This window comes from Bacteroides sp. 14(A), from assembly GCF_000526555.1.
Taxonomy (GTDB): domain Bacteria; phylum Bacteroidota; class Bacteroidia; order Bacteroidales; family Bacteroidaceae; genus Bacteroides; species Bacteroides cellulosilyticus.
In genome coordinates, this window is record NZ_JAGH01000001.1 from 176,107 (window position 1) to 193,736 (window position 17,630).

Annotated in this window: 8 protein-coding genes and 1 pseudogene; 5 read left to right on the forward strand and 4 right to left on the reverse strand. The window is 43.8% G+C overall.

Translation table 11 applies throughout. The annotated features are described in order from the left end of the window. Positions 1 to 8: 8 nt before the first annotated feature. The 3 genes from K429_RS0100620 to K429_RS0100635 form a co-directional block, all read right to left on the reverse strand. Positions 9 to 650 (reverse strand): PASTA domain-containing protein, encoded by a 642-nt coding sequence (locus tag K429_RS0100620; protein ID WP_025725717.1) that lies wholly within the window; start codon positions 648 to 650, stop codon positions 9 to 11. A gap of 251 nt (positions 651 to 901) precedes the next feature. Continuing rightward, positions 902 to 1,855 (reverse strand): acetylornithine carbamoyltransferase, encoded by a 954-nt coding sequence (locus K429_RS0100630; protein ID WP_007217055.1) that lies wholly within the window; start codon positions 1,853 to 1,855, stop codon positions 902 to 904. A gap of 62 nt (positions 1,856 to 1,917) precedes the next feature. Further along, positions 1,918 to 3,168 (reverse strand): glutamate-5-semialdehyde dehydrogenase, encoded by a 1,251-nt coding sequence (locus K429_RS0100635; protein ID WP_025725718.1) that lies wholly within the window; start codon positions 3,166 to 3,168, stop codon positions 1,918 to 1,920. Between the two features lie 715 nt (positions 3,169 to 3,883). On the opposite strand from K429_RS0100635, the pseudogene K429_RS28345 reads away from it, so the two are divergent. Continuing rightward, a pseudogene (locus K429_RS28345) lies at positions 3,884 to 6,313 on the forward strand (glycoside hydrolase N-terminal domain-containing protein). 35 nt (positions 6,314 to 6,348) lie between these two features. Beyond that, positions 6,349 to 7,581 carry a glycoside hydrolase family 71/99-like protein gene (locus K429_RS0100645; protein WP_025725719.1) on the forward strand — a complete coding sequence of 411 codons (1,233 nt, stop codon included), beginning with the start codon at positions 6,349 to 6,351 and terminating at the stop codon, positions 7,579 to 7,581. Here K429_RS0100645 and K429_RS0100650 read toward each other — a convergent pair. After that, positions 7,578 to 10,163: a hypothetical protein gene (locus tag K429_RS0100650; RefSeq protein ID WP_025725720.1), complete on the reverse strand. Its 2,586-nt coding sequence runs from the start codon at positions 10,161 to 10,163 to the stop codon at positions 7,578 to 7,580. The two genes, K429_RS0100645 and K429_RS0100650, sit on opposite strands and share 4 nt — an antisense overlap. Before the next feature lie 221 nt (positions 10,164 to 10,384). Between K429_RS0100650 and K429_RS0100655 the strand changes: the two genes are divergently transcribed. The 3 genes from K429_RS0100655 to K429_RS0100665 are packed head-to-tail and all read left to right on the forward strand — an operon-like array spanning position 10,385 to position 17,290. Beyond that, positions 10,385 to 13,249 (forward strand): glycoside hydrolase family 3 N-terminal domain-containing protein, encoded by a 2,865-nt coding sequence (locus K429_RS0100655; protein ID WP_025725721.1) that lies wholly within the window; start codon positions 10,385 to 10,387, stop codon positions 13,247 to 13,249. Positions 13,250 to 13,259: 10 nt separating this feature from the next. Further along, positions 13,260 to 15,584, forward strand: coding sequence for a glycoside hydrolase family 31 protein (locus K429_RS0100660; protein WP_025725722.1), 2,325 nt, complete (start codon positions 13,260 to 13,262; stop codon positions 15,582 to 15,584). Continuing rightward, positions 15,581 to 17,290, forward strand: a complete 1,710-nt coding sequence (locus K429_RS0100665; protein ID WP_025725723.1) for a family 43 glycosylhydrolase — start codon at positions 15,581 to 15,583, stop codon at positions 17,288 to 17,290. Before K429_RS0100660 ends, K429_RS0100665 begins: the two co-directional genes overlap by 4 nt. Positions 17,291 to 17,630 lie beyond the last annotated feature (340 nt).

Consider the following 17,630-nt stretch of genomic DNA (forward strand, 5'->3'; position numbering starts at 1 on the left):
GATCGAGTTTAAAACCAGGACTCGTCTGCTGCGGAATCTTTAGAGGAGGTAGGGGTGGTAGCTTCTACTGCTGTAGAATCCCCTTCCTGAGGCAGCTCTCCACCGTCTCCCACAATTAGTGTAAGTGTGGCACCTACAGGTACTTTTTCACCGTTGGTCAGTGTACGGCTTTTATATTTCACACCGTATACCCAGTCTTTTTCTCCGGCTATGTGTTCGTTCTCGGACAGTTTGAAGCCGGCCGCCAGCAGGCGTGCCTGTGCTTGGCGCATGGAACTGTTGTCCGCTACATCGGGAACGACTAGCAAAGGGGTACTCAGGGTGTTTATGGTCAGATAGATGGTGCGTCCTTCTTTCACTTTCTGCCCGGCGGCAGGATTGTGTTCGAGGATGCATCCGGCTGGTAAGTTCTTTACATAGCTGGAGTCGGAAACAATGCAGGTAAGTCCTTGGTTGCGGAACATTTTCTCAGCTTCTGCCACTCCCATACCTTTCACGTTGGGCACTACTACCGCTTCACCGTGACGGGTGTATATATCCAGTCCCTTCAGCACTCCAAACAGTACAAGGGCAACCACAATGACCATTGCGATCAGGTTTATCCAGAAAAACTTATTCTGTTTGAAAGAAAAAAACTCTTTTATAGTCATAATCCTTGGCGTTGTTTGGGGACAAAGATAATGCAAACCGAAAGCAGTACAAAATATGCTTGCTTATTTTTGATGCTGAGGAGCTTTTTTAAAGGAGAAAGACGTTTTCGCTTCGTTTGGGAGTTACAGAAGTTAGAAGGAGTTAAAGCCAACACTCCTGCTGATGATTCACAACTTTATCGGCTTTAACTCCTAAGCCCGCTTGCGGGCTGATAACTCCTTTAGTTCCTCACTATAGCTCCTTATTCTGTTCAGAGTGACTCAAGCAGTCTCTTTAATACTACGGTAGCTGATATTTCACGATTAGCCGCTTCGGGGATGACAATAGATTGCGGACTTTCGATGACATCATCTGTTACAATCATATTGCGGCGCACGGGCAGGCAGTGCATGAAATAAGCATTGTTGGTTACTGCCATCTGGCGGTCGCTTACGGTCCACTCACGATCTTTGCTCAGAATTTGTCCGTAATTATCTCCGGCATAAGCCGCCCAGTTCTTGGCATAGACGAAGTCGGCGCCTTCGAACGCTTTCATCTGATCATATTCCACACGGGCATTCCCTACGAATTGCGGAGCAAGTTCGTAGCCTTCGGGGTGGGTGATGACGAAATCATAATCCGTGGCGTTCATCCATTCGGCGAATGAATTAGGCACGGCTTGGGGCAATGGGCGTGGATGTGGCGCCCAGGTCATTACCACTTTAGGGCGTGCCGTCTTCTTGTATTCTTCAATTGTGATGAGGTCGGCAAAGCTTTGCAACGGATGGCGGGTAGCTGCTTCCATTGAGAACACCGGGCGACCGGAATGTTGGATGAATTGATTTATGATTACCTCGTTATAGTCATCCTCTTTGTTCTCAAAGCGGGCGAACGAACGTACACCGATAATGTCGCAGTAGCAACCCATCACAGGAATAGCCTCCAGTAGATGTTCGGGTTTGTCTCCATCCATGATGACGCCGCGTTCCGTCTCCAGTTTCCATGCTCCTTGGTTGATGTCCAGCACGATAACATTCATACCTAGATTCGTAGCCGCTTTCTGCGTGCTGAGACGGGTACGTAAGCTAGAGTTGAAGAAAATCATCATCAACGTCTTGTTCCGTCCCAATTCTACGTATTTAAAACGGTCTTTCTTAATCTCAAATGCTTCATCCAGTGCAGCTTTCAGATTTCCGATGTCCTGCACACAAGTAAACTTCTTCATGTTATATATTTATGATTAATATGAATTAGGAGTAAGAGGGGGGAAAGAAGGAGCTAAAGAAGTTATCGTTTCCTTACCTGTCCTTCTCCTTCGACAATCCACTTGTACGTGGTCAGTTCTTCCAGAGCCATGGGACCGCGGGCATGCAGCTTCTGTGTGCTGATACCGATTTCGGCACCCAGACCGAACTGCGCTCCGTCTGTAAAGGAAGTCGGTACGTTGACGTATACGCAGGCGGCGTCCACATCACGACAGAACCACTCGGCACGGGTCTTGTCTTCGGTTACAATACATTCGCTGTGTTTGGAACCGTATTCCTGAATATGTGCTATAGCTTCACGAATGGACTGAACGGTTTTAATGGACATCTTGTAGTCCAGGAATTCCGTACCGAAGTCTTCTTCCGTGGCCTCCTTCAGTAACTCCGCAGGATAGCTTCCCTTCAGTACGTTGTATGCGTACATATCCGCATAGATTATCACATTGCTTTTTTGCAACGGTGTGCAAAGTGCCGGCAGATCGTTGAGGCGGTCACCGTCAATCAACAGACAGTCCAGAGCATTGCATACGCTGACGCGGCGCGTTTTGGCATTGTTGATAATAGCTGCACCTTTCTCTACATCACCGTAGCGGTCGAAGAAAGTATGGCAGATACCTGCGCCTGTTTCAATGACGGGTATGGTGGCATTTTGACGCACAAAGTTGATGAGGCTACTGCTGCCACGCGGAATAAGTAAGTCTACATACCCCCGGGCATTCAGCAACTCGGCTGTAGCTTCCCGGTCGGCGGGCAGTAATTCTACGATGTGCGGGTTGATGTTGAAATGTTCCAGTACCTCGTGTATCACGCTGATAATGGCTCGGTTGGAGGAGTCGGCATCACTACCGCCTTTCAGTATGCAGGCATTTCCGCTTTTCAGGCAGAGAGAAAATACATCGAAACTCACGTTGGGGCGTGCTTCGTATATAATGCCGATGACGCCAAACGGGACACTTACCTTTCTGAGCCTCATCCCCTGGGGATGTGTGTGCTCTTTCAGCGTACGTCCCACTGGTGAGGGAAGGGTTGCTACATTGCGTGTATCGGCAGCGATGCCTTGCAGGCGTTCTACGGTCAGTTTTAGCCGGTCGTATTTCGGATCATTTGGATCCATTCTTTCCAGGTCCTTCTTGTTCTCAGCGAGGATGAAGTCCGATTTTGCCAAGGCAGCGTCCGCTACAGCCAATAGTATCTGATTGATTTCTCTATCGCTCAGTGATAACAATTCCCGGCTGGCTTCCTGCACGGTGGCAAATACTTTGTTTAAGTCCATTTTCTTGTACTTCTTTTATCGATTACCCTGCAAATGTAGCAATTATATCGGGAATGCTTGCTTTATCCCTTTGAAAAAGAATGATAACAGAAGAAAGAGTCGTGTGCCATTGTGACTTTGGTATAAGGCGTAGTGTATATCGACTATTGTTTGATCCATAACAGAAAAGAGAGAAAATAATTTATCATTTTAAACTGTTCATTTGTCTGAATTTATTAATGATGAAGATACCTTTTATAAATGGTTTATTATCAGGGTGTTATAATGAACGTATTTCAGCATACGACTGATGAGGTGGTCTCAGTATCATACTGATCTCACAAATATCTTATTGTGTAAATATTGGTCATCTGTATATGGGGCACTTATCATACAAGATTATCGTTTTGCTTATAACGGAAAGGAAAGAACAAAAGTGATTAGTGTTTAGTGATAAGGGATTAGCGCTATTCGGTATATTATTTTTTAGACGCGGATGACGCGGATAACACGGATTTAAAAGGCTGCGCTATAAGAAGTATAAAAAAATCCGCGTTATCCGCGTCATCCGCGTCTAAAAGATTATTTATCATTTAACTCATAACCGAAAAAAATGAATTATTTTCGACATTAATCCTTATTAATTCTATTTTAAGTCGATATTAATGTCTTTTCATTGATATTATTAATGGGTCGCACTTTTCTTTGCATTCGGAAAACATAAACTTAAAGAATCATGAAAAACCGTTTGATAGGTCTGTGCATTGTATGTGCTTGCTGCTTGATGGCTAAAGCTGATGACTTAAAACTCTGGTATCAGCAACCTGCCAAAGTATGGACCGAAGCATTACCTTTGGGTAATTCACGTTTGGGCGCCATGGTCTATGGCGGAGTGGTTAACGAACAGATACAGTTGAATGAGGAGACTGTCTGGGGCGGTGGTCCTCATCGCAACGATAGTCCGAAGGCATTCGGTGTATTGCCCAAAGTCAGGGAACTTATTTTTGCCGGACGTGAGAAGGAAGCCGAAAAGGTTATGGCTGATAACTTCTTTACCGGGCAGCATGGCATGCCTTTCCAGACGATTGGCAGTTTGATGCTGGAATTTGACGGACATGCCGATTACTCCAATTATCGCAGAGATTTAGATTTGGAACGGGCAGTCGCATCTGTGCAGTACAAGATAGGCGAAGTGAATTATACCCGTACCATATTCACTTCTTTGGTAGATAATGCTTTGATCATCCGTATCGAGGCGGATAAACCCGGTGCAGTCAATTTTACAACCAGATATAGTACCCCGTATAAAGAGTACGAGATAAAGAAGAATGGCAAAAGCCTCCTGTTGTCCGGACATGGTTCTGCGCACGAAGGCATTCCTGGAGCTATTCGTTTTGAAACCCGCACACAGATAAAGGCGGAGAAGGGTAAAGTCAATGTCACCAATAATTGCATTGAAGTGAAAGGTGCAGATGCTGCTGTGATTTATGTGACGGCTGCAACCAACTTTGTCAATTATAAAGATGTAAGTGCCAATGAAACCCGTCGGGCAACGGAGTTTCTGGCAAAAGCCATGAAGCGTCCTTATGCCCAGGCGCTTACTGCTCATGAAGAAGCCTATCAAAAGCTTTTCGGACGTGTCTCTCTGAACATCGGCCCCTCCAGTCAAGAGGAGACATCTTACCGTATCAAGCATTTCAATGAAAGGAAAGATTTGGGTTTGGTGGCGTTGATGTTCCAGTTCGGGCGTTACCTGCTTATATCCTCTTCGCAACCCGGCGGACAGCCTGCCGGACTGCAAGGCATCTGGAATCATGAACTATTGGCTCCGTGGGATGGAAAGTACACCATCAATATCAATACGGAGATGAACTATTGGCCGGCAGAAGTGACAAATCTCCCGGAAATGCATGAACCGCTGTTCCAGATGGTGAAAGAATTGTCAGAGTCGGCACAAGGCACAGCACGCACCTTGTACGAATGCCGTGGATGGACCGTACATCATAACACGGATCTGTGGCGTATGGCCGGACCTGTGGATGGTGCTTCGTATGTCTGGCCGTTGGGTGGTGCTTGGCTGAGCCAACATCTGTGGCAACATTATCTTTATACAGGCGATCAGGCATTCCTGAAAACAGCATATCCGGCTTTGAAGGGGGCAGCCGATTTCTTCCTGGATTTCCTGGTGGAACATCCTAAATATGGCTGGATGGTCTGTGCACCTTCTATGTCTCCTGAACAGGGCCCTCCGGGAACCGGTACAATGATTACTGCCGGATGTACGATGGACACCCAGATTGTGCTGGATGCATTGACTTCCGTACTGTCGGCTACCCAACTGTTGTATCCCGCTAATACCTCCTATCGGGATAGTCTGCAAAGCATGATTAAGCGTTTGCCGCCTATGCAGATAGGCAAGCATAACCAGTTGCAGGAGTGGCTGGCGGATGTGGATGATCCGAATAATGACCATCGTCATGTTTCCCACTTGTACGGGCTTTATCCCAGTAACCAGATTTCCCCCTATGCGCATCCGCAGCTTTTCTAGGCAGCTAAACGCTCACTTCTCTATCGGGGTGACATGGCTACGGGGTGGTCTATCGGTTGGAAAATCAATCTGTGGGCACGTCTGCTCGACGGTGATCATGCTTATAAGATTATCAAGAATATGTTGAAACTGGTGGAAAAGGATAATCCTGACGGACGTACTTATCCGAACATGTTTGACGCACACCCGCCTTTCCAGATTGATGGAAACTTCGGTTTCACTGCCGGTGTAGCCGAGATGTTACTTCAAAGTCATGACGAGGCTTTACATTTATTGCCCGCCTTGCCTCAGGATTGGAATAAGGGTAGCGTAAAAGGTCTGGTAGCCCGCGGTGCTTTTGAAGTGGACATGGATTGGGATGGCGGTGAATTGACTACGGCTACCGTAACTTCACGCATTGGCGGCAATCTGCGTATACGTTCGTATGTGCCGTTGGAAGGTACAGGTCTTAAGGAAGCGAAGGGTGATAATCCGAATCCGTTGATGAAGCGCGGAGCTATTAAGGAACCGCTGGTCGCTGCCGGATTAAGGGCGCAATATCCTCTCTTGTATAAGATTTATGAGTATGATATACAGACACAACCGGGAGAAAAGTACACATTGCACAGAGCATTCTGACAATCGATATTACGAATAAGAAATAGAAATAGGTTATGGTAAAAAGATTAAATTGGTTTATTGTATGCTTGTTGTTTTCAATAGGTATTACGGCGCAGGCTGCCGGTAAACAGTACAATTCGTACAAAGGATTGGTGATGGCCGGTTATCAGGGGTGGTTTAATGCCCCTGATGATGGCGCTAATCGGGGGTGGTACCACTATACCGGACACGATGGCTTTCGCCCCGGTTCTTGTACGATTGACTTCTGGCCGGAAGTGTCGGAGTATAAAAAACTGTATAAGACGGAGTTCAAGTTTGCAGACGGAACGCCCGCTTATACTTTCTCTTCGCACGATGAGTCTACGGTAGATACTCATTTCAGATGGATGAAAGAATATGGATTGGATGGTGTGTTTATGCAGCGTTTTGTCGGGGAAATCCGTGGTGAGAGTGGTTTGAAGCATTTCAATACTGTTTTGAACTCTGCCATGAAAGCCGCCAATAAATACGAGCGTGCCATTTGTGTCATGTATGATTTAAGTGGTATGCGTCCCGGTGATGAGGATGTTTTGCTGAAAGATATTACCGATGTGGCTAAACGTCATTCTCTGAAAGATCATGCCAAGAATCCCTCCTATCTGTATCATAATGGAAAACCGCTGGTTACGGTCTGGGGGGTAGGTTTCAATGATCACCGCCGTTACGGTCTGGATGAAGCCGAAAAGATTATCAATGGTTTGAAGGCACAGGGCTTTAGTGTGATGTTGGGAGTGCCTACACACTGGCGCGAATTGAGTGGAGATACCGAATCGGACCCTCGTCTGCATGAGTTGATAAAACGGTGTGATGTTGTGATGCCCTGGTTTGTAGGACGGTATAATGAAGACTCGTATCCTCGTTATCAGAAACTGATTAAAGGTGACATCGAGTGGGCGAAAAAGAATAAAGTGGATTATGTACCTTTGGCTTTCCCAGGATTCTCCTGGCGTAATATGAAGGGGCATGAGAACAGTGTGCAGATACCGCGTAACAAAGGTTCGTTCCTTTGGAAGCAGTTGGCCGGAGCTTTGAAGGAAGGTGCGGAAATGCTTTATGTAGCTATGTTTGATGAGATAGATGAAGGTACGGCTATCTTTAAATGTGCTAAAAAGGTTCCCGTAGGTGCCAGTACATTTGTGCCCATTGAGGAAGGCATTGGTAGTGATCATTATTTGTGGCTGGTGGGCCAGGCCGGTAAAATGTTGCGTAAGGAAATACCGTTGGAGATGAAGCAACCGGTACGTTAGTTCTTGTTCTGTTCATCAATGATTTCCATTAGGGAATATTTGTATGTAGTTCCCAATGAAGCTGCATATTCTTTACAGAAAGCATCGTAAACGGTTTTGGCGAGTCCTTTCTTTCCCTGTTGGCAAAGAATGCGGCACTTTATACAGAGGGCTTCCTCATTGATGTAGTCATGCTGGAATAGGGTGTCCGCTATCTGCAATTTCAGCGTGTCCGAAAGATCCTCCTGCTTTAATAATCGGCATAACAAGTCGATGGTGTCATTGGAGAAATCATTCTTGAATGTATCGATCCAATCAGTCTCAATGTTAGGAAGCATCATACCGCGCAATAACAGCTCCAATAGCTTTTCCAGATCCTGACTATTGTTCTTGTTGTATAAGTGGAGAGCCTCCAGGTAGTCGCAAATGGTGCCATTCTCAAATTGTATGCTCCAGAAGCCATTCTGGTTCAATATCTTGATGTCACCCACTTTGTCCAGCAGACTGCGAAGCTTACTCATATATACATTACGATTGTTTTTAGCGGATTCTTCCGTTTTATCATACCACAACAACTGAATCAACTTGTTTCCAATGATACCTTTGGAATCTTTTCCCGTATAAAGAATTAATAATATCAATAAGTATTTGAGGGTAGGGGTAAAGGAAAATGTAATGTCATTCCCTTCCTTGTCAATGACACGGAAGCCACCAAAGAAACAAATACATTTCCTGGAGAAGTCATAGTTATGAAATGTGGGGACGGACATGTTGATAGGCATATCAATCTTGATTTCCGGCTTCTCTTGTCTCTGGAGAGTATTGGGAGCCTTGTCGGTCACATTTGTCTTCTGAGATTTACTTTCCTCATTCCGGGAGAGTATGGTGCGCTTCTTTCTGTAATAAAGAGTTCCTATTCCGATAGCAAGCAAACCTCCGATAATGCATAGCCAAACATAGAGCTTATTGCTACCGGCAGTCTGGGCTTTAGACACTTCGGACTGTTTGAATGATGAAACGGGAATAGGAGGAAAATTCAGTTCATAGATGTCTATATCTGCTTTTCCGCTGACTTCGGCCTGGTGTACAGCCAGATATAGTTTCTTCTGTTTTGGGGAATAATATAGATTACTGTATAGATATTGTCCAGGGAATTTCAGCCCCATGGGCAATGACATGGGCTCGAAGTGTGGCGTTTTTGTATCGATTTTCATCAGGATACCACCTAATTGTGTACAGAAGAAATAGAAACAGTCTTTTTCCGAGTCATAAATCATATTCTCGCCAGGTTGGAAGTCACCATCATCCGGATTTTGAGGGGCTTCCCATAGCTTGTTGACCTGTTGGGTGAGTAAGTTGACCGAATAAAGATCATAATAATTCCGGGGAGATAATTCCTGGCGTCCGGACGGACAACCACGACCGCCGAAGATATAAAGTGTACTGTCCACAAGAGCGGAACTGGAGGAATACCGGGGATGGATATTAGTCAGATTGATATACCGTTGCGGTGTGTTTTCATACGGGTAACTGATTAGTAGTCTATTGTTATAGTGATAATGTCCATATCCGCCAAAGCTGATTAGTGAGGAGTTGGAGGGATTGTAGACGAGCGTATTGTTCCAATAGTCATGTTCCGCGACGGGGGCCTGCGTTCCTTTCCAACTTTGGGCATTAGAATCGAATGCCGAATAAAGATTTTCATTCAGATTGTAGGATAGTAACTGATGGCGTTGGGGGATGTAGATAAGCTGGTTCGGATAGTTTGCTACGAATTCTCCACCTTTCACCCGTATGGAATCTGTCACTTTTTCATCTGCGTGAAAAACGTATAGTCTCTTATTATCGTTGGCTATATAGAACGTGGCGACAGTGGGATCGAACGCAATGGAAGGAGAGGTGGCAAAATGTTGTGAATAGATTTTCTTCCAAGTAATGTATTGGTCGATAATCCACTGTGTATTCTTGCCGGAAGCGGGCTTATGAGATGTTTCATCATAACAAATGTCTCCATTATGACGCGCCATTTTCCATAGACGGATTTCCTGGTTCCCGCGTTTCAGACTGATATCTTTCAGGTTAACGGAAGCTACATCATCTAACACGAAATCTTCGAAAGGACAATAACCGAAAGCAATGCGTATTTCTTGTGCACCTATTAATGCCGGATAGTTGACATTAATTTGTGTGCTGTCGTAAAGTACTGTTATATTCCCGTCTTTGGGGTCAAAAGTCAGGCTGACTGAAACCCAGGTTTCACGTCTTGCTTCTTTTTGGATGGGATGTACGGCATCTCCGGTGACCAGAATGGGGAAACGCCTGTCATTCTCACCCACGCTGTACATTAAATCTATATTTTTATTGTCATTTGTAATAATTCGGAACACGGTTCCGAATACATTATCCGGTCTGATCCAAAGGTTAAAGTTCAGGGTGACTTTTTCTCCTTTGGTATCTATGGGCTTTCCATCTTCTAATGCCATACTGGTGAACTCGGAGTTCTGAAGTGGGTAGGACTGGATATGCAGGCCATATTCAGGAAGCTGGGCTATTGAGTTCAAGCATATAGATAAAAGGAAGAATATAGATAGTGTCTTTTTCATTCTGAAGTTCCTTTATGAAGTATTAGCTTGGACAAAAGTAATATTTTTCGGTGAAAAGCAATTACTAAATTATACAATTCTTCGGAGAGGACTTCTCTTTTTCACTTAAAGGGCCTCATTAAGCGGATTTTAATGTTTCATTAATTATAGTTTCACTGTTTTATTAATAGGTTACCGTTTACTTTGCAACATCAAACAGAGTAAAATTAATATCTGATAGTATGAATTTTAAAAAGCACTTGTTTCTTTTTGCAGGTATATTGTCCTGCTCTTTTATAATGGCTCAACAGCCAAGTGATATCTTATCAGTGTCGGCATCAACCAAACTGGAGAAAGCCTCGCTGGCTTTTGATAAAGATCCGAAAACGATGTGGGAAGTGAATGGTCAGGATCTGAAGGCGGACCAGTGGCTGATGTTTACCATACAGACTCCTGGTGATGTGTGTGAACTTAACCTTCAGATGCAGGGTGTATCAAAGGAAGAACTGAAGCAACTGATGAGTGTATTTGTTACTTATGATCCGATGAATCTGGGAGTTCCGGTAGACTATCAGGTGAAGGGTAGTGCGAAAGAAATGCAGGTCACGTTTTCACCTAAATACGGTGCCCACGTTCGACTGGCATTTAAAGGCGATAGCCGTGTGAAACCTTTTTCGGTGAAAGAGGTAGCGGTGCTTTTGGCAGATAAAGTGCTGAAAGACCGAAAAGGAGAGAAAACATCTCTTCGTTATATGGATCCGACGCTTCCGGTGGAAGAACGTGTGGAAAGTCTGCTGAGTGTAATGACTCCGGAAGACAAGATGGAATTGATTCGTGAGGGATGGGGGATCCCGGGGATTCCTCATTTATATGTACCGCCCATTACAAAAGTAGAAGCGGTGCATGGGTTCTCATACGGTAGCGGTGCTACTATTTTTCCGCAAGCATTGGCAATGGGAGCCACCTGGAATAAGAAACTGACAGAAGATGTTGCTATGGCTGTTGGTGACGAAACTCTTGCAGCAGGTACTATGCAGGCATGGTCTCCGGTACTCGATGTGGCACAGGATGCACGTTGGGGACGTTGTGAGGAGACATTTGGTGAAGACCCTGTGCTGGTATCACAAATTGGTGGAGCCTGGATTAAAGGATATCAATCTAAAGGCTTGTTTACTACTCCGAAACATTTTGGTGGGCATGGCGCCCCCTTGGGCGGACGTGATTCCCATGATATCGGTTTGTCCGAACGTGAAATGCGTGAGGTGCATCTGGTTCCGTTCCGTCATGTGATTCGCAACTATGACTGCCAATCTGTAATGATGGCTTATTCTGATTATCTGGGTGTGCCGGTTGCTAAAAGCAGAGAGTTATTGCATGGTATTCTGCGTGAGGAATGGGGATTTGACGGCTTTATTGTGAGTGACTGCGGTGCTATTGGTAATCTGACTGCCCGTAAACATTATACAGCAAAAGATAAGATAGAAGCCGCTAATCAGGCTCTGGCGGCAGGTATCGCTACCAATTGTGGTGATACTTACAATGACAAAGAGGTGATACAAGCTGCAAAAGACGGACGTATCAATATGGAAAACCTGGATGAGGTTTGTCGCACCATGCTGCGTATGATGTTCCGTAACGAACTGTTTGAGAAGACACCGAATAAACCTTTGGACTGGAATAAGATATATCCGGGATGGAACTCAGACAGCCATAAAGAAATGGCACGTCAGGCAGCACGCGAATCTATTGTAATGCTGGAAAATAAAGATAACATATTGCCTTTGGCTAAAGATATGCGTACGATTGCTGTAGTAGGTCCCGGAGCGGATGATCTCCAGCCGGGTGACTATACTCCCAAACTTTTACCCGGTCAGTTGAAATCTGTATTGACAGGTATCAAACAAGCGGTGGGTAAGCAGACAAAGGTGGTTTATGAACAAGGTTGTGATTTTACAAGTCCGAATGGAACGGATATTCCCAAGGCAGTGAAAGCAGCTTCTCAGTCGGATGTAGTAGTGTTGGTTTTGGGAGATTGCTCTACCAGTGAATCAACGACAGATGTTTACAAGACTTCCGGAGAAAATCATGATTATGCCACTCTTATTTTACCGGGTAAGCAACAGGAGTTATTGGAAGCCGTTTGTGCAACCGGCAAACCTGTAATCTTAATTCTTCAGGCAGGCCGTCCTTACAACTTGTCTAAGGCGTCAGAACTGTGTAAAGCTATTCTTGTTAACTGGCTACCGGGACAAGAAGGTGGTCCGGCTACGGCTGATGTGCTGTTCGGTGATTATAATCCTGCCGGTCGTTTGCCGATGACGTTCCCGCGTCATGTAGGTCAGCTTCCTCTGTATTATAACTTTAAGACTTCCGGTCGTCGTTATGAGTATTCAGACATGGAATTTTATCCTCTTTATTATTTTGGATATGGTTTAAGCTACACTTCTTTTGAATATTCCGGTTTGAAGATACAGGAAAAGGATAATGGTAATGTTGCAATACAGGCAACTGTGAAGAATGTGGGGCAACGTGCCGGAGACGAAGTTGTTCAGTTGTATATAACTGATATGTATGCCAGCGTGAAAACGCGTATTACAGAGCTGAAAGATTTCACTCGTGTTCATCTGCAACCGGGTGAGTCAAAGATAGTTTCTTTTGAACTGACACCTTATGAACTCTCATTACTCAATGATCGTATGGACAGAGTAGTAGAGAAAGGAGAGTTTAAGATATTAGTCGGCGGAGTTAGCCCTCAGTATGTGGCAAAAGACCGTATAAAAGATAGTGTAGGTTATGCGGATGCAAAGAAAGGATTGTCCGGTATGCTTGAATATACTCATGAATTTGCCGCAGATTTCGGTTTGTCATTGTTCAAAGTTGAAGAGAACTTGCTGAAAAATCAGAAGACAATCTGGGTATCTGTTAAGAACAATGGTACTCTGATGGATACTGGTAAGATAGAAATGTACGTTGGAGGTAAGAAGACAGGAGAGAATGTGCATTATGAACTGGCTCCGGGAGAAGAGAAACTGATACCTTTCAGTGTGGATAAGAATAATGACGGAGATGTGCTGTTCACCACTAAATATAAAGTGTTGTCTATATAAACTTGATATAATGAAGAAACTGTTAGCATTTATATGCCTGTGTATACAGATTGTCCCCATAATGGGACAATCTGTATTGCGTACTTCACATGGAGTAAAAGTAGAGACAAAAGCTGCCTGTGTGGAACTGGAGTGCTTCTCTTCTTCCATTATTCGTGTGAAGAAGTATCCTCTTGGGCAAGCGCCGGAAAAACAGTCGTTATCTGTTACGATGCAACCAAAAAAGGTGAAGTATAAGATACAGGAAGCAAATAATCAGGTAATACTTACTACTTCCGAACTGACCGTTTTGCTGGATATCATTCAGAACCAGGTTCGCTTTGCGACTAAAGACGGGAAGGAATTGTTGGCAGAAAAACCTTCCTCCACAGGTTTCACTTCTTTCAATGATGCAGGTAATTCTACATATCGGATTCGCCAAACTTTCTTGTTGGATAGTGATGAGGCTATTTATGGTTTGGGACAGCACCAGCAGGGAAAGATGAATCAGCGTAATCAAACTCTTTTCTTGCAACAGGCGAATACGGAAATATGTATTCCTTTGGTCCATTCCATCAAAGGCTATGCGTTGTTTTGGGATAACTATTCTCCTACCACTTTTACAGACAATGCACAAGGAATGACTTTTGATTCGGAGGTTGGTGATTTGTGCGATTATTACTTTGTTTATGGCGGTGGAGCAGATAAAGTAGTGGCTGGATTGCGTGAATTAACAGGACAGGCTCCCATGTTTCCACTTTGGACATTCGGTTTTTGGCAATCAAGAGAGCGATATGTCAGCCAGGATGAACTGGTTGGCGTTGTTGCGAAATATCGTGACCTGAAGGTGCCTCTGGATGGCATTATTCAGGATTGGCGTTATTGGGGAGAAGACCATAAAGATTGGAATGCGGTAGAATTTCGTAATCCGAAATTTCCCGATCCAAAGAAAATGATGGAAGAGGTGCACCATCTGAATGCCCATGCCATTATTTCAGTGTGGCCTTCTTTTGGACCCGCTACCGGAATCTATGCTGATTTGAAAGCTCTGAACAAGTTGATGATACATGAAACTTTTCCGCAGGATAATGGTGTGAAGGTATATGATACTTATGATCCCATAGCGAGAGATATCTATTGGAAATATATGAATAAAAATATGTTCAGCATCGGAATGGATGGTTGGTGGCTGGATGCAACCGAACCGGAACATAGTCCGGCGAAAGAAGGAGACTTGGATTTTCAAACTTATCTGGGCTCTTTCCGTAAAGTGCGTAATGCTTTCCCACTTGTAAGCGTGGGCGGCGTTTATGATCATCAAAGACAGGAGACTTCCGATAAACGCGTTTTTATTCTGACTCGTTCTGCTTTTGCAGGTCAGCAACGTTATGCCGCCCAGGCATGGTCCGGTGATGTTGTTTCTGATTGGGATGTGTTGCGTAATCAGATTCCGGCAGCCTTGAATATCTCATTGACAGGTATTCCTTATTGGAATTCTGATATTGGTGGTTTCTTTTCTGGCAGAAAGTTTCCGGAAGGTGTGAAAGATCCGGCATTCCATGAATTGTATGTGCGTTGGATGCAGTTTGCAGCTTTTACGGGAATGATGCGTTCGCATGGCACAAACACTCCCCGTGAAATATTTATGTTTGGTGAACGTGGATACTGGGCTTTCGATGCGCAAGAGAAAATGATTAATCTTCGCTATCGATTATTACCTTATATTTATTCAACCTCATGGGAGGTTACTTCTAATGGTGGAAGTCTGATGCGTGCTTTGTTCTCTGACTTTCCGGAAGATAAAAAGGTTACAGATATAGGCGATGAGTATATGTTTGGAAAGTCCATATTGGTAGCTCCGGTAATAAGTGAAGTAAAGAGACGCTCCCTGTATCTGCCTGAGGGTACGCAATGGATTGATTTTTGGACAGGTGAAAAGCAAAAGGGCGGGCAGGAGATTAGTCGTGAAGCTCCCATTGATATTATCCCATTATATGTGAAAGCAGGTTCCATCATTCCTGCCGGGCCTTCCGTTCAGTTTGCAACCGAGAAGTCATGGGATGATCTACAGGTTCGCATCTATCCGGGTGCCGATGGGGAATTTACCTTATATGAAGACGAGGATGATAACTATAATTACGAAAAAGGTAAATATACCACTGTCCGTATGACGTGGAGTGACAAGGATAGGCAGTTAACTATCCATCCTCGTCAGGGTAGCTATGATGGCATGTTGCAAAATCGTAACTTTCGTATCGTTGTTGTAGATAATCTGAAAGGATTGGGATTGGATAATGAATCGTATACTGTGAATGTGGAGTATAAAGGAAAGAAACTTAATATAAAACTACCATGAAAAGCATTACGGAATTAGTTAGTATAGCCTTGCTGTCAGGCTTGTTGGCCAGTTGTGCTTCGGAGCAACGGACTACGGTTAATAGTGATCGGATTGTGACAAATCCTATTGATTTGAATTATCGTTTCCAACCGAATGAAGAGTCACGGCGTGAAGCTGCCGATCCGGTACTGGAATATTTCAAAGGATATTATTATATGTTTGCTTCCAAGTCCGGTGGTTACTGGCGCTCCGAAGACTTGGCAAAGTGGGAATATATTCCTTGTACAACTATTCCGACTATGGAGGATTATGCGCCTACAATTCTTGTTTATGGTGATACACTTTACTTTACCGCTTCCAGTGGAAATACCCGAATTTATAAGAATGCCCATCCGGAAAAAGATACTTGGGAAGAAGTAGATACAAAATTTGAGTATCCTCAACATGATCCGGCATTCTTTAAAGATGATGATGGAAGAGTTTATCTTTATTGGGGATGTTCGGATGTAGATCCGATAATGGGAGTAGAAGTGGATCCCAAAGATGGTTTCCGCGCTATCGGTGAACCTAAAGCTTTGATACATCATAATTGTGATAAATATGGTTGGGAAGTTCCCGGTAAGAATAATGAAGAACCGCGCCAAGGCTGGAATGAAGGTCCGTGTGTGCTGAAGCATAATGGACGGTATTACTTACAGTATGCCGCTCCCGGTACTCAATACCGTATTTATGGTGATGGTAACTATGTGGGCGATAATCCGTTAGGGCCTTTTGAGTATGTAGAAGATAATCCTTTCTCTTTCAAACCCGGTGGTTTTATTGGTGGTGCCGGACATGGACATACCTTCAAGGATAAATATGGAAATTACTGGCATGTAGCTTCCATGACTATCTCTGTTCGTCACTGGTTCGAACGTCGTTTGGGATTATTCCCGGTAGTTGTTTCTGATAAATACGGTATGTATGCGCTTACTACTTTTGCAGATTATCCCTTCTGTATTCCCGACAGGAAAGTAGACTTCGAAAAAGAAGATATCAACATGGGGTGGAACCTACTTTCGTATAAGAAGAAAGTAACTGCATCTTCTTCTCTTGAAGGTTACGAACCGGAATTGGCTAATGATGAACAAGTTGAGACCTGGTGGGCTGCACAGACTGGTAACAAAGGTGAATGGTTACAAATTGATCTTGGCGAGCCTATGGATGTGAAGGCTATTCAGGTTAATTTTGCAGATCATAATTTCAATATCCATGCTCCCCATGGACCGGTGGTATATCAATATTATATTGAAGGATCGGTAGATGGAAATAAATGGACTCGTCTGGTAGATGAAGAAAAGAATCAGCAAGATACTCCTCACAAATTACATACTCTGGCTACACCAGCGAAAATGCAATACCTGAAAATCTGCAATTCAAAAGATATGGAAGGCTCTTTCTCCTTATTTGATTTGCGTATCTTCGGACAAGGTGATGGTAAAGTACCCGTTGCCGTAACAAGTTTCCAGGCTACGCGTGATGAGAATGACAAACGTATCTACCGTTTTGTATGGGATTCTCAAGAAAATGTAACAGGATACATTTTACGTTGGGGAACACAGAAAGAAAAACTTACCCATTCAATGGTGGTTTACGACAATCAATACGAGGCCCGCTATTTCAATAGGGATTCAGAATATTATTTTTCTATCATTGCTTTTAATGAAAATGGTGTAGGAGAATAGTTCGCTGAATGAGAATTTATTAACTGGACTTGCAGTTTTGTAATCTATTTGGGTTATAAAGCTGCAAGTCTTGTTTTTGTACTATATTCAATTTTATGAAGTAGAACACACATAGGCTACCTTTTCGGAAAAGACTCCTTACTGTTGATTATTAGTGGATGTGTTTTATTTACAGATTTATTTAAATGAAAGAATTATAATTTTTCATGTAATACCTATATAGTAGTTTTTTATCTATCTATAAATAGCTGTTTCGCTGCTACGCAATGATTGAATAGTCACATATCGGTAGTTTAAATATTACCTGAATATCGTTTAAACTTCACTTGACACCTTCTGT